This is a genomic window from Cryobacterium sp. CG_9.6 (assembly GCF_029893365.1).
GTDB lineage: Bacteria > Actinomycetota > Actinomycetes > Actinomycetales > Microbacteriaceae > Cryobacterium.
Map to the genome: position 1 here is coordinate 674,524 of NZ_JARXUZ010000001.1, position 19,232 is coordinate 693,755.

17 protein-coding genes and 1 riboswitch are annotated in these 19,232 nt (G+C 63.8%); of the genes, 4 read left to right on the top strand and 13 right to left on the bottom strand.

Going from position 1 to position 19,232, the window contains the following annotated elements; translation table 11 throughout:
- Nucleotides 1-33: 33 nt before the first annotated feature.
- From H4V99_RS03145 to H4V99_RS03170, 6 genes are all read right to left on the bottom strand, one after another.
- Nucleotides 34-1,392, bottom strand: a complete 1,359-nt coding sequence (locus H4V99_RS03145) for an MFS transporter (protein ID WP_280675444.1) — start codon at nt 1,390-1,392, stop codon at nt 34-36.
- A 152-nt stretch (nt 1,393-1,544) separates the two neighbouring features.
- On the bottom strand, nt 1,545-2,015 hold the full coding sequence (gene ribH, locus H4V99_RS03150; protein ID WP_280675446.1) for a 6,7-dimethyl-8-ribityllumazine synthase: 471 nt from the start codon (nt 2,013-2,015) through the stop codon (nt 1,545-1,547).
- A complete protein-coding gene (gene ribB / locus H4V99_RS03155; protein ID WP_280675448.1) occupies nt 2,012-3,274 on the bottom strand; it encodes a 3,4-dihydroxy-2-butanone-4-phosphate synthase in 1,263 nt (420 codons plus the stop codon). Before ribB ends, ribH begins: the two co-directional genes overlap by 4 nt.
- Nucleotides 3,271-3,903: a riboflavin synthase gene (locus H4V99_RS03160; RefSeq protein ID WP_280675450.1), complete on the bottom strand. Its 633-nt coding sequence runs from the start codon at nt 3,901-3,903 to the stop codon at nt 3,271-3,273. The genes ribB and H4V99_RS03160 overlap by 4 nt, the downstream gene beginning before the upstream one ends.
- Nucleotides 3,904-3,911: 8 nt before the next feature.
- Complete coding sequence (gene ribD / locus H4V99_RS03165) at nt 3,912-4,898, bottom strand: bifunctional diaminohydroxyphosphoribosylaminopyrimidine deaminase/5-amino-6-(5-phosphoribosylamino)uracil reductase RibD (RefSeq protein WP_280679921.1); 987 nt, start codon at nt 4,896-4,898, stop codon at nt 3,912-3,914.
- Between the two features lie 162 nt (nt 4,899-5,060).
- Nucleotides 5,061-5,192, bottom strand: a riboswitch (FMN riboswitch).
- A 237-nt stretch (nt 5,193-5,429) separates the two neighbouring features.
- Nucleotides 5,430-6,332 (bottom strand): sugar-binding domain-containing protein, encoded by a 903-nt coding sequence (locus H4V99_RS03170; protein ID WP_280679924.1) that lies wholly within the window; start codon nt 6,330-6,332, stop codon nt 5,430-5,432.
- A 184-nt stretch (nt 6,333-6,516) separates the two neighbouring features.
- Between H4V99_RS03170 and H4V99_RS03175 the strand changes: the two genes are divergently transcribed.
- From H4V99_RS03175 to glpK, 3 genes are all read left to right on the top strand, one after another.
- Nucleotides 6,517-8,253: a glycerol-3-phosphate dehydrogenase/oxidase gene (locus tag H4V99_RS03175; RefSeq protein WP_280675452.1), complete on the top strand. Its 1,737-nt coding sequence runs from the start codon at nt 6,517-6,519 to the stop codon at nt 8,251-8,253.
- 180 nt (nt 8,254-8,433) lie between these two features.
- On the top strand, nt 8,434-9,192 hold the full coding sequence (locus tag H4V99_RS03180; protein WP_280675454.1) for an MIP/aquaporin family protein: 759 nt from the start codon (nt 8,434-8,436) through the stop codon (nt 9,190-9,192).
- A 51-nt stretch (nt 9,193-9,243) separates the two neighbouring features.
- Complete coding sequence (gene glpK, locus H4V99_RS03185) at nt 9,244-10,758, top strand: glycerol kinase GlpK (protein WP_280675456.1); 1,515 nt, start codon at nt 9,244-9,246, stop codon at nt 10,756-10,758.
- A 393-nt stretch (nt 10,759-11,151) separates the two neighbouring features.
- Here glpK and H4V99_RS03190 read toward each other — a convergent pair whose 3' ends face one another.
- Nucleotides 11,152-11,313, bottom strand: coding sequence for a hypothetical protein (locus H4V99_RS03190; RefSeq protein ID WP_280675458.1), 162 nt, complete (start codon nt 11,311-11,313; stop codon nt 11,152-11,154).
- A 52-nt stretch (nt 11,314-11,365) separates the two neighbouring features.
- On the opposite strand from H4V99_RS03190, the gene H4V99_RS03195 reads away from it, so the two are divergent.
- Complete coding sequence (locus H4V99_RS03195) at nt 11,366-12,256, top strand: type IV toxin-antitoxin system AbiEi family antitoxin domain-containing protein (RefSeq protein ID WP_280675459.1); 891 nt, start codon at nt 11,366-11,368, stop codon at nt 12,254-12,256.
- Between the two features lie 352 nt (nt 12,257-12,608).
- Here the strand turns inward: H4V99_RS03195 and H4V99_RS03200 are convergent, their stop codons facing one another.
- The 6 genes from H4V99_RS03200 to sdhA form a co-directional block, all read right to left on the bottom strand.
- Nucleotides 12,609-13,343, bottom strand: a complete 735-nt coding sequence (locus H4V99_RS03200; RefSeq protein ID WP_280675460.1) for an HAD family hydrolase — start codon at nt 13,341-13,343, stop codon at nt 12,609-12,611.
- 49 nt (nt 13,344-13,392) lie between these two features.
- Nucleotides 13,393-14,397, bottom strand: a complete 1,005-nt coding sequence (trpS, locus tag H4V99_RS03205; RefSeq protein WP_280675462.1) for a tryptophan--tRNA ligase — start codon at nt 14,395-14,397, stop codon at nt 13,393-13,395.
- A 44-nt stretch (nt 14,398-14,441) separates the two neighbouring features.
- Nucleotides 14,442-15,281, bottom strand: a complete 840-nt coding sequence (locus H4V99_RS03210) for an exodeoxyribonuclease III (RefSeq protein ID WP_280675464.1) — start codon at nt 15,279-15,281, stop codon at nt 14,442-14,444.
- Nucleotides 15,282-15,290: 9 nt separating this feature from the next.
- On the bottom strand, nt 15,291-16,352 hold the full coding sequence (locus tag H4V99_RS03215; protein ID WP_280675466.1) for a YihY/virulence factor BrkB family protein: 1,062 nt from the start codon (nt 16,350-16,352) through the stop codon (nt 15,291-15,293).
- Nucleotides 16,353-16,643: 291 nt separating this feature from the next.
- The gene (locus H4V99_RS03220; RefSeq protein WP_280675468.1) at nt 16,644-17,402 is read right to left on the bottom strand and encodes a succinate dehydrogenase iron-sulfur subunit; all 759 of its coding nucleotides are present in this window, start codon (nt 17,400-17,402) and stop codon (nt 16,644-16,646) included.
- Nucleotides 17,402-19,219 (bottom strand): succinate dehydrogenase flavoprotein subunit, encoded by a 1,818-nt coding sequence (gene sdhA, locus H4V99_RS03225; protein ID WP_280675470.1) that lies wholly within the window; start codon nt 19,217-19,219, stop codon nt 17,402-17,404. The genes H4V99_RS03220 and sdhA overlap by 1 nt, the downstream gene beginning before the upstream one ends.
- Between the last annotated feature and the right edge of the window lie 13 nt (nt 19,220-19,232).

Consider the following 19,232-nt stretch of genomic DNA (forward strand, 5'->3'; position numbering starts at 1 on the left):
GAACCGTGTATCGCGCGAGGGTGCTGCCAGAGGCTAGCGCTCGATGTCTAGGTCTCTCGTCTCGCGGCTGAGCAGAAGGGCCACGAGGGTGATGAGTCCCATGATCGACAGGTAGATGCCTACCCAGAACGGGCTGCCCCCGCCCAGCGTCCAGAGCCAGATCGCGATAAACGGCGCTACCGCGGCACCAAGGATCGAACTCATGTTGTACGCGAAGGCCGAGCCCGTGTAACGCACAGCGGTGGGGAAGAGCTCAGGGAGCAGGGCACCCATAGGCCCGAATGTCATACCCATGAGGGAGAATCCCACAATCAGGAAGAACATCACGCCCACGAACCCGGCGCCGAGAAGCGGCACGAACAGGAGGCCGAAGAGCACGATAAACGACGTAACCACGATCAGCGTCTTGCGACGCCCGTGCCGGTCCGCCCATGGACCCGACGCGAGCGTGAACACACCGAAGAAGACCACGCCGAGAATCATCATGAGGATGAAGTTGTTGTAGCTGTATCCGAGGCCCGGGATGGGGGCATCCGTTGCGGCACGCCCATAACCGAGCGTGAACGTGGTCATCAGGTAGAACAGCACGTAGGTGGCGAGCATGATGAAGGTACCGAGAATGAGCTCGCGCCAGTTGCTCTTGAACACGGCAGCGAGCGGGAGCTTCTCCACGCGCTTGGCCTTGACCGCCTTCGTGAACGTTTCGCTCTCTACGAGACGCAGACGAACCCAGAGTCCCACGATCACCATGACGGCAGAGAAGAGGAACGGAATGCGCCACGCCCAGTCGAGGAACTCCTGCGACGGACGCGTGGGGTCATCCGACGGGAGCGCGAGGGCGATGACGAGAAACAGCGTGTTCGCAATGATGAAGCCGAGCGGGGCGCCCACCTGCGGGAAGGTTCCGTACCAGGCACGCTTACCGGCCGGTGCATTCTCCGTGGCTACCAGGGCCGCGCCACTCCACTCGCCACCGAGGGCGAAGCCCTGAGCGAGACGCAGAATAACGAGCATGAGCGGCGCCCACCACCCGATCATGGCGTAAGTGGGAAAGAGCCCGATGAGGAAGGTAGCGATACCCATGGTGAGCAGGGCGCCCACGAGGGTTGCCTTTCGGCCCTTGCGGTCGCCAAAATGCCCGAAGAAAAGTGCGCCGATGGGACGAGCCACCATGGCAGCCCCGAACACAGCGAAGGAGGCCAGCAGCGCCGTGGTCTCATTGCCCGTGGGAAAGAACAAATACGGGAACACGAGCACCGCGGCCGTGGCGTACACATAGAAGTCGTAGAACTCGATGGTCGTACCGATGAGGCTCGCGAGAATGACGCGGCCCTTCGGGTTGGCCGGGCCGCTCGTTGCCGACGTCGTTGCGGGCGTGGTGGATGTGGACATAGGTGGGGACGCTCCGTGATCAGGCGTCTGCGCCCACGGTCACGACGAGACGGTGACCAACGGAACGCACGAATAAGTGCGGCCCCTCAGAGCAGCCACATGTGTACCTTACGCTTACCTGAGAAATTGCCTAATTCTGCGTGCCGGTCGTGTCAGCTGCGCAACTCGCGAAGTAACACGGCGGTGGCCAGGGCTGCGGTTGCGGCTTCCTCACCCTTGTCCTCTTTCGAACCGGGCAGACCGGCACGGTCGAGACCCTGCTGCTCATCCTCGAGGGTCAGAACGCCGAACCCCACCGGCTTGCCGGTATCGAGGGCGACGCGAGTGAGGCCATCCGTTGCCGCATTCGACACGAACTCAAAGTGCGGGGTGCCGCCGCGAATAATCACGCCGAGAGCCACCACCGCATCGGCGCCGTTTTCGAGCGCCACCTTGCAGACCACGGGCAGCTCGAAGCTGCCCGGCACGCGAACGACCGAAAAATCGGCACCGGATGCCTCGAGCACGCGCACAGCGCCGGCGATCAGCCCAGCGGTGATTTCATCGTGCCAGCGCCCGGCAACCACAACGACTCGCAGGTCGGTGCCGTCCACGGCGATGGTGGGTGATCCTTCGATGCTCATACGGTGGTTCCCTTCAACAGATCCTGCTCATTGATGTGGTGGCCCATCCGGTCGCGCTTGGCGAGGAGATAGTCCACGTTGTGTGCACTGATTCCCACGACCAGAGGAACGCGCTCACTGACGGTCACGTTGTTGTTCTCGAGTTGGCGTACCTTCTCGGGGTTATTCGTGAGCAAACGCACGTCGTTCAGGCCCAGGTCATGCAGAATCCCGGTGGCGGCGCCGTAGTCGCGGGAGTCGCCCGGGAGGCCCAAGGCGAGGTTGGCGTCGAGAGTATCCATGCCATCCTCCTGCAGGCGGTAGGCGCGCAGCTTATTGATCAGACCAATACCGCGGCCTTCCTGCCCGCGCAGGTACACGACCACGCCGCCTTCGAGGTTGATCGTCTCGAGGGCCGCATCAAGCTGCGGGCCACACTCGCACTTGAGCGACCCAAACACCTCGCCGGTGAGGCACTCCGAGTGCACGCGCACAAGAGCGCCGTCCACGGGGGTACCCGAGATGATCGCCACGTGATCGGCACCGGTCATCCGGTCGCGGTAGGCGCGCACCCGGAACGAGCCGTGACGGGTGGGAACGATCGTCTCCACCTCGAAGTCCACGCGCGGAGCGGCGGCGACGGGAAGAAGAGCGGGCAACGGTGCAATGCCATGGTGTTCATTCAGGTACGCAATGAGGTCCTTGATCGTGATAACCACGACGTCCTCGCGCTCGCCGAGCTCGAGCAGACCGGGCAGCCGCATCATTTCGCCGTCATCGGTGACGATTTCACAGATCGCACCCACCGGTGCCAGACCGGCGAGCTTCATCAGGTCGACGGCAGCTTCGGTGTGGCCGGCGCGTTCCCGCACTCCACCATCCACTGCCCGCAGCGGCAGGATGTGGCCGGGGCGGTGCAGGCTGGCGGGGGTGGAGGTCGGGTCGGCGAGTACCCGCAGTGTGTGCGCGCGGTCCGCGGCGCTGATCCCCGTGGTGACGCCGGAGGCCGAGTCGACACTGATCGTATAGTTCGTGCCGCGCGCATCCTCGTTGTTCAGCACCATGACCGGGAGGTCGAGGGTGTCGGCCAGGTCGTTGGTCATCGGTGCACAGATGAAGCCCGACGAATACCGCACGGTCCACGCCAGCCACTGTTGGGTGGCCAGCTGGGCGGAGATGATCACGTCGCCCTCGTTCTCACGGCCCTCGTCATCGGCCACGATGACGGGCTTTCCGAGCCGAAGTTCGGCCAGTGCGGTGGGGATGTCGACGAGGCTCATGCTGCACTCCTTGTGGATTCCGCCGCGGCCATGGCGAGCATGCGCTCTACATGGCGGGCGAGAATGTCTGTTTCGATGTTGACGTGGTCACCCACGGCGCGAGCGCCCAGGGTGGTGGCGGCGAGAGTTTCGGGAATGAGGGAGACCTCAAACCACTGGTCCATTTCACTCGCAGCGCTGATGTGACTGACGGTGAGGGACACGCCGTCGATGGCGATCGAGCCCTTGCTCACCACGAGTGGCGCGAGCTCGTGGGAGAGGCTGAAACGCAGCACGCGCCACTCGTCGCTCGGAACGATGGACAGTAGCGTGCTGGTGCCGTCGATGTGCCCCTGCACGATATGTCCGCCCAGCCGTCCGCCCACGAGTGCCGCCCGCTCCAGATTGACCGTGGTGCCGGCGGCGGCGCTCGACAGGGTCGACATGCGCAGCGTCTCGGCCATGACATCGGCCGTGAAGGTCGATTCGGTGCGGTCCACGACCGTGAGGCAAACGCCGCTCACCGAGATGGAGTCGCCGTGGTGGGCATCCGCTATCGACAGCGGCGCGCGAATGGTAAGCCGTGCGGCATCTGAGCTGTGGTCAATGCGCTCGATGCTGCCGAGCTCCTCAATGATTCCGGTGAACATGGCGGTCCTTATCTGGGGCGGGCGACGACGAGGATGTCGTCGCCCAATCGGTGGAGCGCGTGCAGGGACAGGGTTCGTTGGTCGGCGATGGTGGCCACGCCAATGTCGGTGAGGGCAAGGCGGGGGCCGCCAAGGAGGGTGGGGGCGAGGTAGATGAGGTATTCGTCCACGAGACCGGCTGCCACGAACGCGCTCGCGAGCGTGGGGCCGCCCTCGATGAAGGCGGTGCGGATGCCGCGAGCGTGCAGTCCCCGTAGCACGCTGGGCAGGTCGTCGGTGGGCTGCAGGAGTGGCGGGTGCGGGTGGGCGTGCACCCGGGCATCCGCGGGAATAGGGCGTCGGCCGATGACCACGGGGAGTGGCTGGGTGGGGAGCAGTGCACCGCTGGCATCGCGAGCCGTGAGGGAGGGGTCATCGGCGAGGACGGTGCCGGTACCCACCAGAATGGCATCTGCGTGGCTGCGGCGCTGGTGCACGTCCGCGCGGGCGGCGGAGCCGGTGATCCACTGACTGGTGCCATCGGCCGCGGCGGCCCGGCCATCAAGGCTCGACGCCCATTTGACCGTGACGAAAGGACGACCAAGGCGCGCGGCCACAAGCCAGTCGCCCAGGAATTCTTCGCCCTCGGCCTCGCGCACGCCGCCCGTGACGGTGATGCCGGAGGCGCGCAGGCGGCTGGCGCCACCGGACGAGTGCACGCCCGGGTCGCTCACGGCATAGACCACGTGGGCAATGCCGGCCTCGATCAGCGCAGTGGTGCAGGGGCCGGTGCGACCGGTGTGGTTGCACGGTTCCAGGGTGATGATGGCGGTCGCGCCGCGCGCCTGATCCGCGGAGAGGTGGGACAGGGCGTCGACCTCGGCGTGGGCGGTCCCCGCACCGCGGTGCCAGCCTTCGCTGAGGGTGCGGCCATCGGGGGCAAGGATGACGCAGCCTACGCGTGGGTTGATTCCCGTGGCCGGCCCGTTCGCGGCGAGGACGAAAGCGCGCTCCATGGCGGCATTGTCAGCGAGGGTGGCAGAGGACTCGTCGCGGGCGGAACGAACATCGCGTGCGTCGGACGTTTCGCTCATCATCACCCTCATTCGTCGTTTGACAAACTCCGGGGCTGGCGTCGCGCAAGCGAAACCGTCAAAGGACCACAAACGTTCCTTTGATCCGTGCGCCTCTCCTCCGGACTTTAACCGTCGGCGCTGGAATTTCACCAGCTCAACCGTTTCGTTCCAAGGAACTAACGGGTCGCGGACTTTAACCGCCGGTTCGGAATTACACCGACCCCGGAGCACGTTTCTTACTTCTAGTATGGCTCAACACGCGACGGCCCGCGTTATTCCCGCGTCACACGCAGTCTCGGCCCCGGCATCCGCTGTGTGTTGGGCGGGTGTCGTGGCTACTTCAGGAGAATCGCGGTGGGAGCGCGGGCAGGCCCCGGAGGAGTGCGGCGGTTGCAGCGCGAGCGGGCGGATCTCCTGAAGTAGCAACGGGCGGCGGGGCTGACCGCAGATGCTGGCCCCGGCCAGCGCGAATCAGGAGTCGGCGACGAGAGCTCGAGCGGTGCCCTCATCGACGAACAGGTCGGTAATGAGTTCGGCGCGGAGGGCGCCGTGCAGGCTGGCGAGCTTGGAGCTGCCCGCAACGACACAGATGCGGCGCGGTGTGCGGCGCAGCACCGCGAAATCGGGACCGGTTCCGCGCAGGTTGAGTGGAATACCGTCGGTCGAACCGTCTGCACGAAAGAACACGGTGGCCACGTCCCCCACGGCGCCGGAAGCGCTGAGCGAGGCATAGTCGGCCTTCTCCAGGTAGCCGCCGGCATAGACGCGGCTCGGCACCTCGGAGAAGGGTGAGCCGAGGCCGAACAGAGCCACATCCATGTGCCTCTGCATCTCCAGTAGCCGGCTCACGCTACGCTCACGCCAAAAGGCGTCCTTGGTGGCCGGATCGTCGAAGAATGCCGGCACCGGAAACTGCTGCACGTGGGCCCCGAAGGCCGCGCCGAAGCGACCGAGGATCTCGCTGGCGTAACCGAGCCCGGTCGTGCTCATGTTGCCGGCGCCATTCAGCTGCACGATCTGTGAATTGTGAGTGGCTTTGAGGTTCACGTGACGGCTGACCGCGTTCATCGTTGATCCCCACGCGATGCCCATTGTCATGTTGGAGTCGAAATACTGGCCGAGCATTCGTGCAACGGATAGCGCCACGCGCTCCAATCTGTCCACGTCGCTGGCGCTGTCGGGAACCGGAACAACGTGTGCCGCGACGTGAAAACGGTCAAGAATCTCCTTTTCGATCCGGCTGGGGGCATCCATGGGGGAGTGGATTTGAATGTCCACGAGGCCGCTGGCCCGGGCATGACTGAGCAGGCGAGACACTGAGGAGCGGGAGGTATGGAGCTCGCGAGCGATCGCATCCATGGTGAGGTCCTGCATGTAATAAAGATGAGCGGCGCGAAGGGCGTCGCGAGTGCGATCGGACTGGTTCGGATCGTCGATCTGAAGAACGTCTGGCTGTTGCACGTATGTTCATTCCCATTGAGAAATTGTGTAGGACTGTCAAGATTGATTTATTCACAGTGCTTGCCCCAGCGCAAGCCCACATAACAGAGGTGACCGAATGACGCAGTCCAACGCAGTACAGGCTCAGGCAGCCCTCGTCGCACGTCCCCACGCTCAGGTACTTGTTATCGGAGCGGGAATTAACGGAATTGCGACCTTCCGAGATCTCGCTCTTCAAGGGGTGGACGTGGCCATTGTTGACCGCGGCGACTTCGTGTCCGGCGCCTCGGCGGCTAGCTCGCACATGATTCACGGTGGGGTTCGCTACCTCGAAAATGGCGAGTTTCGGCTCGTCAAGGAATCAGTTGAGGAGCGCAACGGTCTGATCAAGATCGCTCCGCACTACGTGAAGCCGCTCCAGACCACCATCCCCATCTTCTCCACCTTCTCCGGTGTGCTCTCCGCACCGTTGCGTTTTCTCACGCACAAGCAGGGTGCCAAGCATGTGGAGCGTGGCGCGCTGCTGATCAAGCTCGGCATGGTTCTCTACGACTCCTTCTCCCGCGATGGTGGGACCGTTCCTCGCCACGTGTTCGCAGGCCGCAAGAAGGCGCTCGCCACCCTGCCGAAGCTCAACCCCGGTCTCAAGTACACGGCCACCTACTACGACGCGGCCATGCATGACCCGGAGCGTCTCGCTCTGGACGTGCTCCGCGACGGTCTCGATGCTGGCGACAACGCTCGCGCCGCCAACTATGTTGAGGCCGTGGGCATGGATGACAGTGGCGTGCGCCTGCGCAATGTCGTCACCGGCGAGGAGTTCAGCTTCGCCGCCGACGTCGTGGTCAACACGAGCGGACCCTGGACCGATCTCACCAACGATGCTCTCGGCCAGCCGAGCACGTTCATGGGTGGAACCAAGGGGTCGCACATTGTGCTCGACAGCCCGGAGTTGCTCGAAGCCACGGCCGGCCGCGAGATCTTCTTCGAGCACGAAGATGGTCGAATCGTCCTGATTTACCCCCTGAAGGGCCGCGTTTTGGTGGGTACAACCGACCTCGAGCACGACATTACGAAGCCAATTCGCTGCACGGAGGACGAAGTTGACTATTTCTTCGACCTCGTTGCGCACGTATTCCCAACCGTACCGGTCGACCGGTCCAACATCGTCTTCCGCTTCGCCGGTGTTCGTCCGCTGCCCCGCCACGACGACGAGCAGCCCGGCTTTGTCTCCCGCGATTACCGCATCGAATCGCGCCCCCTGGAGCGCGTGTCGGCCAGCGGTCGCCCGGGCACGCTGCTGAGCCTTGTCGGTGGCAAGTGGACCACGTTCCGCGCCCTCGCTGAGAACCTCAGCGACCAGGTCCTCGAGCTCATCGGCATGTCACGAACCGTCTACACCGAGGGCCTCGCCATCGGTGGCGGGCGCGGCTTCCCGGCAACGGATGCCGCGCATCGCGTGTGGGTCGCCGCCCACGGCGACGAGGTGGGCGCGCCCCGTGCCGCCCAGCTTCTGGCCCGCTATGGCACGCGTGCGACCGACGTGATCGAGTTCCTGTCTCTCGAAGCGGATGCCCCGCTCGTGAACAATGCGGACTACTCGCGTCGTGAGATTGAATACCTCGCATCCACCGAATCCGTGGTGCGTCTGATCGATGTTCTACTCCGCCGCACGAGCATGGCCTTCGTCGGTTCCGCCACGTCCGTTTTGCTGGCAGAACTGGCCATCGTGGTGGGCAACGTCCTCGGTTGGTCGGCGGAACGTCGTACCAGCGAGGTGCAGCTGGCGGAGTTCATTCTCACCGACCTGCACGGCGTGGACTTCACCACCAGCACAGTACTCAGCAACGCATAGAACGGATGCCGCGGGCTCACTGAGCCCGCGGCATCCGCCCCGAACGTGGGCCAAACTGCACGAATGTGCACGAAGATACCCGCCCATGAACTGCCGTACACCGGTACGGTTTGAGCAGCACAGCGTTTCAAGATATTGAAAATTCATCGCTGAATTTTTTCTCCCCTCAGAAAGGTCAATGTGGACAATCTCGGAGTTGTATTTTTATCGGAGGTAGTGGGAACTGCCATCCTCGTCCTACTCGGTACAGGAGTAGTCGCCAACGTCGCTCTTGCTAAGAACAAGGGCTTTGGCGGCGGATTCCTCATGGTGACCTTCGGCTGGGGCTTCGCAGTCTTCGCCGGCGTCATCGCCGCGTATAACTCGGGCGCTCACCTGAACCCGGCAGTGACCCTCGGGCTTGTCTCCGCAGGGGTAACCGAGTTCGGCTCGGGCGTACCGGTCAACACCGTTTCGGTGCTCACCTATATCGGTGCGCAGATGGTCGGTGCCTTCCTCGGTGCCGTTGTCTGCTGGTTGGCCTACAAGCAGCACTTTGATCAGGAGCCGGAAGCGGCCAACAAGCTCGGTGTCTTCTCGACTGGGCCGGCCATCCGCTCGTACGGCTGGAACCTGGTCACCGAGATCATCGGCACCTTCGTTCTGGTGTTCATCGTGATCGCCTTCGGCCGTAACGGGGAAGCGGGCGGCCTCGCGGCCCTCGGTGCCCTCCCGGTTGCCATCCTTGTTATCGTGATCGGTACCTCACTCGGTGGGCCCACCGGCTACGCCATCAACCCGGCACGTGACCTCGGTCCGCGCATCGCGCACTTCCTCCTGCCCATCAAGGGCAAGGGGTCGTCCGACTGGGCATATTCCTGGGTCCCTGTTGTCGGGCCCATCATCGGTGGTGTGCTCGCCGGACTCGCATCCGCGAGCCTGCTTCCGGTCCTGATGTAGTCACACCTTCACCCTTCTCGTTTCAGCACGCTCTCAACAAAGGAGTTAAGAATGACCAAGTACGTACTCGCTATTGACCAGGGCACCACAAGCTCACGAGCTATTATCTTCGACAAGTCCGGTTCGATCATCTCGACCGGTCAGCTTGAGCACGAGCAGATCTTCCCGAAAGCCGGCTGGGTCGAGCACGACCCCAAGGAGATCTGGGATAACACTCGTGAAGCCATCGGCCAGGCACTGTCCAAGGCCAACATCACCCGTCACGACATCGAAGCCGTGGGCATCACCAACCAGCGTGAAACCGCCGTGGTGTGGGACAAGAACACGGGTGTGCCCGTGTATAACGCCATCGTCTGGCAGGACACCCGCACCCAGCCCATCGTTGACCGCCTCGCAGCCGATGGTGGCGTCGAACGGTTCAAGCCGAAGGTCGGCCTGCCGCTGGCCACCTACTTCTCCGGTACCAAGATCGTCTGGATTCTCGAGAACGTTGAGGGTGCACGGGCGAAAGCGGATGCCGGCGACCTCCTCTTCGGCACCACGGACTCGTGGGTCCTCTGGAACCTCACCGGCGGCACGGAGGGCGGCGTGCACGCCACCGACGTCACCAACGCGAGCCGCACCATGTTCATGGACCTTGAGACCCTCCAGTGGGACGACGAGATCCTGGCCGCGTTCGATGTGCCCAAGTCGATGCTTCCCGAGATCAAGTCCTCCTCGGAGGTCTACGGCATTGCCAGCGACAACAGCCTGCTGCGGGAGGTGCCGATCGCCGGAATCCTGGGCGACCAGCAAGCCGCCACATTCGGGCAGGCAGCGTTTGACCAGGGTGAGGCCAAGAACACCTACGGCACCGGTAACTTCCTGATTTTCAACACCGGTACCGAAATCGTGCACTCCAAGAACGGCCTGCTCACCACCGTGGGCTACAAGCTCGGCGATGCGCCGGTGCACTACGCCCTCGAGGGTTCGATCGCTGTGACCGGTTCATTGGTGCAGTGGATGCGTGACAACCTCGGCATGATCAAGAATGCCGCCGAGATCGAAGACCTGGCCAAGACCGTCGATGACAACGGTGGAGCCTACTTCGTGCCGGCCTTCTCGGGACTCTTTGCGCCGTACTGGCGCTCGGATGCTCGTGGTGCCCTCGTGGGTCTCACCCGCTATGTGAACAAGGGCCACATCGCCCGTGCCGCGCTGGAAGCAATCGCCTACCAGACCCGTGAGGTTCTCGACGCGGTGAACGCTGACTCCGGGGTGCCGCTGACCGAGCTCAAGGTCGACGGCGGAGCCACGGCCAACGACCTGCTCATGCAGTTCCAGGCCGACATCATCGGCGTCCCGGTGGTTCGGCCTGTGGTCGCCGAGACCACCGCTCTCGGTGCCGCCTACGCGGCTGGCCTCGCGGTGGGCTTCTGGAGTGGTCTGGACGACCTTCGTGCCAACTGGCAGGAAGATTCCCGCTGGGAGCCGTCGATGGACAAGGACGAGGCTGAGCGCCTGCTCCGCAACTGGAAGAAGGCCGTCACGAAGACCCTCGACTGGGTTGACGAAGACGTGCGCTAACTGGCATCTGTTTCACCCCGCCTCACCCAAAGCCCGGCGGCCGCTCAGCGGTCGCCGGGCTTTGCGCGTTCCGGCGCACATTCTCCATCTTCCCCGTTGCTACTTCCGGAGATCCGCGGCTAATCCTGCCTGTGCCCCCGGACCAGTCCTGCTGCGGTCTCGCGGGCGCGGGGATCTCCTGAAGTAGCAACCGGAGCGTCTGGACACTGTGGCGGATGGCTGAGTTCAGGGTCTGGGCTCTGCGGCCTGATCACTGGGCCTTCGTGGCTGGGTCCTAGGTTTCCGTACGGTGGGGCCGGGGCCTGGGGGTTTCGGAAGCGGGTATCGAGCCGGGTGGCAACCGGTGGCATCCGCTCGACCGGCTGGGCGTCGGGTGCTGCTCGTGTCCCTACTTCAGGAGATCCACTGTTCCGGGGGCTTTTTCACCCGGATCAGTGCGGGGGTCACGACCGAGGAGTATCGATTTCCTGAAGTAGCAACCGGAGCGTCTGGTACCCGACTGCGGAGGGCATGGCAGAGTCCCTCCACGGGAGCGGATGCCTGGGAGGTGTCCACAGTTACGGCCTCCTGCGACACACATCGAGGTGCGGCCGGCCACAGTATTCGCATGACGTGGACCGAGTACTTCGCCGGCGCAAATCGCACAATTATCGAAACGGCAGAACTGCGGGCCGCGGGAGCAACCTGCCGACTACTCAGAACTGCAGTCACCGAGGGGTCGCTGATACGGGTGCGCCGCGGGTACTACGCGCTTCCCGCAACCAGCCCGCGCGTCATCGAGGCCGTGCGCGTAGGTGGTCGGCTTGGGTGCATTTCAGCGATAGCGGATGCCGGCGGCTTTGCCTTCGAGGGCCAGTACACCCACATTCACGTCGGCCCCGGGGCATCTCGGCTGCGGGCACCCCAGAACCGTCTTCAGCGCCTCACAGAGGAGACTCGCAACGGAGTTGAACTCCACTGGGACGAACTGCGACACCCGTCGGACGGCAACGAATTCAGCATCGGGCTGCCGGACGCGCTCATTCAGATCTTTCGCTGTCAGCAGCCGAGACTTGCTTTGGCCACCGTCGACAATGTCCTGCACCTGCGGTTGCTCCCTTGGGATGCTGTGGCGGGCATATTCGCCGCATTGCCGGCGGACCTGCAGTATCTTCAATCCCGCATTGACGCACGCACCGAGTCGGGTCAGGAAACTGTGCTGCGGTGGATCGTTCTGGAGGCGGGCATCGAGTGCGAGATTCAGGTCACCATCGAACCTGTGGGACGCGTCGACCTGCTGATTGCCGGCTTCCTCGTCGTCGAGGCAGATAGTCGCTCGTTCCACGATGGCTGGGACCGTCATTCCGCAGATCGCACTCGAGACTGTGATCTGGCCGCCCTCGGCTACGTGACCTATCGTGCGCTCTACAAGGACATTATGTACCACCCCGAGCGGGTGATCGCGGCGATTATGGGCCTCTTGGCCACGCACGAGCACTTCCGCACCGTCATCGTGTGAGGCGGCACCTGGTCGGCCGGCGGCCGAGGCGGGTGGTCGGGTAAGCAAGGCTGTTGCTACTTCAGGAGATCCGGGCTGGGCAGGCCAAGTAGCCCACGGAGTAGTGCGGCAGTGGCGGGCGCCGCCGGTGTTTCTCCTGAATTAGCAACCGGGCCGCCGTGCAAGGGTTCGCTGCCTGACCTGGATGGTGTGCGGCCGTGGGTGGGTGGTCGGGTGAGCCGGGTGTCGCTACTTCAGGAGATCCGGGCTGGGCGGGCCAGCTAGCCCGCGGAGTAGTGCGGCAGTGGCGGGCGCCGCCGGCGTTTCTCCTGAAGCAGCAACGGGGGCCTGCTCCAAGAGGCCGGGCCGCAGGCTACGGGGCCAGCGTCGCGGCGAGGGGCGCGAGGCCCTCCAAGCGGATGACGCCCAGGCGTGCGGCGTCCGCGGCGTCACTCTCGGACACGGATGCCCCGCGCCGGTCGAGCCAGACCGCAGTGAGTCCGGCTTCCGCAGCCCCGATCGCGTCCGTGTGGATGCGGTCTCCCACATACACGGTGGCGTCCGGGCTGACTCCGAACAGTGAGCACGCGTGCTGGAAGATGCGCGGGTCCGGCTTCGCGTAACCAAGTTCCCCGGACGCAACGACCTGTTCCACCCGGTTGCTGAGGCCAATGCCGCGCACCTTCGCGCTCTGGAACGTCAGATCCCCGTTCGTGATCAGCCCAACGCGCACACCGGGGATGCGGGCTGCAAGCTCGTCCAAGCAGGGAAGAGAATCGGCGTGCAGCCGCCAGCTCTCGCGGTAATGCAGAAAGTAACCCTCGAACCATGCGCTCGCCTCCGAGGCAGAGAGCGTCACGCCATAGGCCGCGGCGAAGTCGCGCGCCCGTTCCCGGCGCTGCCCGTGAAAGTCGAGCGACCCGGCCAGATAGGAATGATAGTGCTGCTCCTCCAGGCTTCGCCACAGCGTCTGCGCCCCCACCGGATCCGCCGCGGTAAAGGCTCCACCCACGACGGCGAGATGCCGCACAATTCCATCCTCCACCGCCTCGAGATGAGCAAAGAGGGTGTCGTCGAGGTCGAATAAAACGAGTCGAATCGTAGTCATACGTCCTCATAAACAGAAACATAAAGAGCGGATGCCGACGCGAGCATAATCATCGGGGCTGCAAAAAGCCGACACGGTCATAGACGGTGGCCAGCGTCTCGTTGGCAACCTCGGCGGCATGCGCCGCGTTCACGGCGAGCAGCCGGTCGAGCTCAGCCGGGTCGTCAAGCAGCTCCTGCACGCGCGCCCGAATCGGATCGAACGTGGACGTGACCACCTCGGCGAGTCCCTTCTTGAGATCGCCGTACCCGCGCCCGGCGTATTCGTCTTCGAGGGACTGAACAGACCGCTCGGCGAGCACCGAGTAAATCGTGAGGAGATTGGCCACACCGGGCTTGTTCTCGCGGTCGAAAACCACGCCGCCGTCAGTGTCGGTGACCGCGCGCATGATCTTTTTGCGGGTCACTGCGGAATCCTCCAACAACCAGATCACGCCAGCGTGAGACTCCGCCGACTTCGACATCTTCGACAGCGGGTTTTGCAGGTCATAGATCTTGGCCGTCTCCTTCTGGATGGCGACCTCCGGAATGGTAAAGGTGTCCCCGAACCGGGCGTTGAAGCGCGCGGCGAGGTCCCGCGTCAACTCCACATGCTGGCGCTGGTCCTCACCCACGGGAACCAGGGACGTCTGGTAGAGCAGAATGTCGGCGGCCATCAGCGTGGGGTAGGCAAACAGACCCACCGTGGTGGCATCGGCACCGTGCCGGGCTGACTTGTCCTTGAACTGCGTCATGCGACTGGCCTCGCCATAACCGGTGATGGTATTCAGCACCCAGGCCAGTTGGGCGTGCGCGGCCACATGCGACTGCACGTACAGCGTCGAGGCGGCGGGATCGATGCCCGCAGCGATGTATTGGGCCGCCGTTCGACGCGTGTTTTCACGCAGGGCCGTCGGGTCCTGAGCCACCGTGATGGCGTGCAGATCCACGATGGAGAAAAAGGCATCGTGGGTTTGCTGCAGCGACTTCCACGGCAGGAGGGCGCCGATGTAGTTGCCGATCTGCAGTGATTCGGCCGAGGGCTGCATGCCCGAGTACAGGCGAGTTTTGGTCATGGTTCAAATCTCCAGAAGCAGAATAGTCAGAGGAAAGCGGATGCTCAAATGAAGTAGTCGACAACCACGGCGGAGTGGTCGGACCAGCGCTGGTCGTAGGCGGCTGCCCGATCGACGGCGTAATTTGTGACGGATGCCGCCAGCGCGGGGCTCGCGAGGTGATAGTCCAGACGCCATCCGGTGTCGGTGTCGAAGGCCTGTCCGCGCTGGGACCACCACGTGTAGGGCCCCTCAACCTCACCGGCCCACTTGCGTCCCACGTCTACCCAGCCCAGTCCGGCGCCCTCGTTGTAGTCCGCGGTGCCCTCGGAACCCAGGATGCGGTCGAAGTACTCGCGCTCCTCCGGCAGAAAACCGGCGTGCTTCTTGTTTCCGCGCCAGTTTTTGATGTCGAGAGTGCGGTGGCCCACGTTCAGGTCGCCGAGAACGACGGCGAGGTCACTGTGAGCGGTGAGTTCGGGCATCCTCTTGAGCATGGCGTCGAGGAATTTGTACTTCTCCACCTGCTTCGGAGTGTCCGTTTCTCCCGAGTGCACGTAGGTGCTCACCACGGTGATGAGGCGACCGTTAACCTCATAGTCGGCCTCGAGCCAGCGGCCGGCGCTATCAAAGTCGGACGCACCCAGCTCAACTCGGTGAATTGTGGCCGCCGTGCGGCTGGCCAGGGCAACGCCGGCGCGCCCTTTGGCCGTGGCGGCATCGTGCAGAATGTTCCACTCGGGGCCGAGCAGGCCCGTGAGGTCGTCGATGGATGCCCGCACCTCCTGGATGGCCAGAATATCCACGTCACGTGCCGCGAGCCAGTCGCCCATGCCCTTGCGGTACGCGGCACGCACTCCGTTGGTGTTGATGCTGGCAATACGGAGGGGCGTGGCAGAAGACATAGGCCAATTCTACCGAGGGGCGTGCGGCGGCAGGTTCGTCACGGCTTTGCGGGCCGCTCGCACCCGGCGCGTGGCGCCCAGGCGCGCCCACCACGGATGCCGGGCCCAGGCCTCGCGGGCGAGGACAAGTTCGCGCTCTGCGTTGTCACGCTGTTTCTGTTCCTCTGCCGCGGACCTGATGGCGGCTTTCTGGTCGGCGCTGAGGGACTGGGGCGGGATTCCGGCATCTATCATGCCCACCGCAATCCAGGAGGCGGCGAGGAGTATGACGGTACTCACGAGGTTGAACCAGATGAGCAGTCCGATGATCACGGCAAATGTAGCCAGTAGCGGGTTCTTGGTCGCTCCGCCGAGAAGCGCCCCGCCGAGGATTTTGATCACGCCGAGCGCGACGCCGCCGAGGATCGAGCCGATCACGAGGCGCCGCGGCGGGATGCGCACATGGGAGAGCACCCGGAACAGGCCGGCCAGGGTGAGGCTGTCGATCGCGAGAACGAGCAGAATTCCACTGACGCGGGCGCTGGCCTGATACCAGATCGACTCCTGACTGATGCCGAACAGACCGAACACGCTGTCGAGGGCGCTTGTGCTGGCGAGGGATACCACGGCCGACAGCACGAGCGCGAGGCCAAAGGCGAGCCCGAGCCCGAGCTCGCGCAGCTTGAGCAGGAGGAAAAAAGTGGTTTGCGGAGGCATTCCAAAGATGCGGCGCACAGCACGGGACGTGGTGGATAGCCAGCCGAGGGCAGTGAGGAGCAACCCGGCGAGGGCGATAGCACCCGTCCATTTCAGGGTGCCGGAGGGGGACAGTGAATCCGGGTTGATCACCCCGTCCGTCCCGATCAGCCCCGGTACGGACTGATTGATCGTGGCGTACAACTGCGCCGTGAGCTCGGGGGTGTTCGTGAGAAACAGCCCAGCAAGGGAGAACCCGACCCAGACCGCCGCAAATACGGCGAAAATTGCCTGGTAGGTCATGCCGCCGGCCATGATCGGGCCGCTTCGGTCGGTGAAGTGTGTAAACACCCGAACGGGCCGCAGGGCAGTGACTCTGGTGATGAGCGGTTTCACCCGCCCAGCATATCCAGATCATCCGCCGTCTGCGACGCACACGGCGTGGTCCCCACTCGGGGCCAACTCGTCGTCCAGTCTTGCGAGCGCAGCGCTGGTCTGTCACGCTTCAGTATCGGCGGGCCGGAGCGGGCCCGCCCGACTCTCAGGAGCCGATGATGCTGACCCGAATCGGCCTCATCGGCTCCTCTGGCTCGGGGCTCAGGTCGCGCCGCCGACGCCGTGCTGGGGCCCAGATACACCACAGGCCGCCCCGCACGAGTGTGCGGAACGGCCAGAGGGCGTTACGTGCTAAACCGAACCGCGCAGAATTGCCTGCTTGACCTCAGCGATGGCCTGAGTCACCTGAATGCCACGGGGGCATGCTTCGGTGCAGTTGAAGGTCGTGCGGCAACGCCACACGCCCTCCTGGTCGTTGAGGATATCGAGGCGCACAGCGGCGTTGTCGTCGCGCGAGTCGAAGATGAAGCGGTGGGCGTTCACGATGGCGGCGGGGCCGAAGTACTGACCATCCGTCCAGAACACCGGGCAGCTCGACGTGCATGCCGCGCAGAGAATACATTTTGTCGTGTCGTCAAAGCGCGCACGCTGAGCGACGGTCTGAATGCGTTCCTTGCCATCCTTGGGCGCACTCAGCGACACGAGGAAGGGCTGCACCGCCTTGAACGAGTCGAAGAACGGCTCCATGTCCACGATGAGGTCCTTCTCGAGCGGAAGGCCCTTGATGGCCTCGATGTACACCGGCTTGGTGATGTCGAGGTCCTTGATCAGGGTCTTGCAGGCGAGCCGGTTGCGACCGTTGATGCGCATAGCATCGGAGCCGCAAATACCGTGGGCACAGCTGCGGCGGAAGCTCAGTGAACCGTCCAGCTCCCATTTGATCTTGTGTAGTCCGTCGAGCACCCGGTCGGACGGGTACATCTCAACGTCGAAGTCTTCCCAGTGCGGCTCTTCATCGACCTCGGGGTTGAACCGACGAATGTTGAAGGTCACGGTGAAGGACTGCATCGCCTCGGGGACGGTAGGCCTGTCCAGGGTTGACATGCTCATTAGTACTTCCTCTCCATCGGCTGGTAACGGGTGATAACAACAGGTTTCCAGCCAAGTGCAATGTGGTCACCGGCATCCGCTGACTGCGGGTCGCCTGTGAGGTACGCCATGGTGTGCTTCAGGTAGTTGACATCGTCACGGGTGGGGAAGTCGTCGCGCTGGTGTCCGCCACGGCTTTCCTTGCGGTTACGAGCCGAGTACACGACAACCTCGGCGAGGTCCAGCAGGAAGCCCAGTTCTACGGCTTCGAGCAGGTCGGTGTTGAAGCGACGACCCTTGTCCTGCACGCCAATGTTCTTGTAACGCTCGCGCAGCATGTGGATGGTCTCGGTGACCTCGGTGAGGGACTCCTCGGTACGGAACACCTGAGCCTTCTTGTCCATCTCCTCCTGCAGAATCTTGCGCAGAACGGAGATGCGCTCGGTGCCGGTTGACGAGCGGATGCCCTCCACCATGTCGCGCACATACTTGGCCGGGTCGGCGGGCAGCGGCGTGAACTCCGCGGTCTTCACGTACTCGACGGCGTTGTTTCCGGCGCGCTTGCCGAATACGTTGATGTCGAGCAGAGAGTTGGTACCGAGACGGTTGGACCCGTGTACCGACACGCAGGCGCACTCGCCAGCGGCGTAGAGCCCGGGAACGACGGTTTCGCCGTTGCGCCAGACTTCGGCCTTCACGTTGGTGGGGATGCCACCCATGGCGTAGTGGGCGGTGGGCATGACGGGCACCGGGTCGGTGACCGGGTCGACGCCGAGGTACGTGCGGGCAAACTCGGTGATGTCGGGGAGCTTGGTTTCGAGCAGCTCCTTACCGAGGTGCGTGCAGTCGAGGTAGAGATAGTCCTTCTCCGGACCGGCACCGCGACCCTCCGCAACCTCCTTGAGCATGCAGCGCGAGATGATGTCACGCGGAGCGAGGTCCTTGATGGTGGGGGCGTAGCGTTCCATGAAACGCTCTCCCGAGGCGTTACGAAGGATTGCTCCCTCACCACGTGCTCCCTCGGTGAGCAGGATGCCGAGGCCGGCCAGGCCGGTCGGGTGGAACTGGAAGAACTCCATGTCTTCGAGGGGCAGGCCCTTGCGCCAGACAATGCCGACGCCGTCACCGGTGAGGGTGTGAGCGTTGGAGGTGGTTTTGTAAATCTTGCCGAATCCACCGGTGGCGAAGATGAATGCCTTGCCCTGGAACACGTGCAGCTCGCCGCTGGACAGGTCCATGGCTACAACAGCAGAGGGCTGTTCGACGCCATCGACCTCGGTCATGACCAGGTCGAGCACGTAGTACTCGTTGAAGAAGTTGATGCCACGCTTGACGCAGTTCTGATACAGCGTCTGCAGAATCATGTGACCGGTGCGGTCGGCGGCGTAGCAGGCGCGGCGCACGGGGCTCTTGCCGTGGTCGCGAGTATGGCCACCGAAGCGACGCTGGTCAATCTTGCCTTCGGGGGTGCGGTTGAAGGGGAGACCCATGTTTTCGAGGTCCATCACCGCGTCAATGGCTTCCTTAGCCAGAATCTCGGCGGCGTCCTGATCTACCAGGTAGTCGCCACCCTTGATCGTGTCAAAGGTGTGCCACTCCCAGTTGTCTTCCTCCACGTTGGCGAGGGCAGCAGCCATACCGCCCTGCGCCGCTCCGGTGTGGGAGCGAGTGGGGTAGAGCTTGGAGATGACGGCGGTGTTGGCGTGGGGGCCGGCCTCGATGGCGGCACGCATGCCGGCACCACCTGCTCCCACGATGACGATATCGAACTGGTGGTAGTGAACGCCATCAACGACGGTGGACACTGTGGGCGCGGAGGAAGATGCGGGCGATGTCATTTTTTAGGTTGCA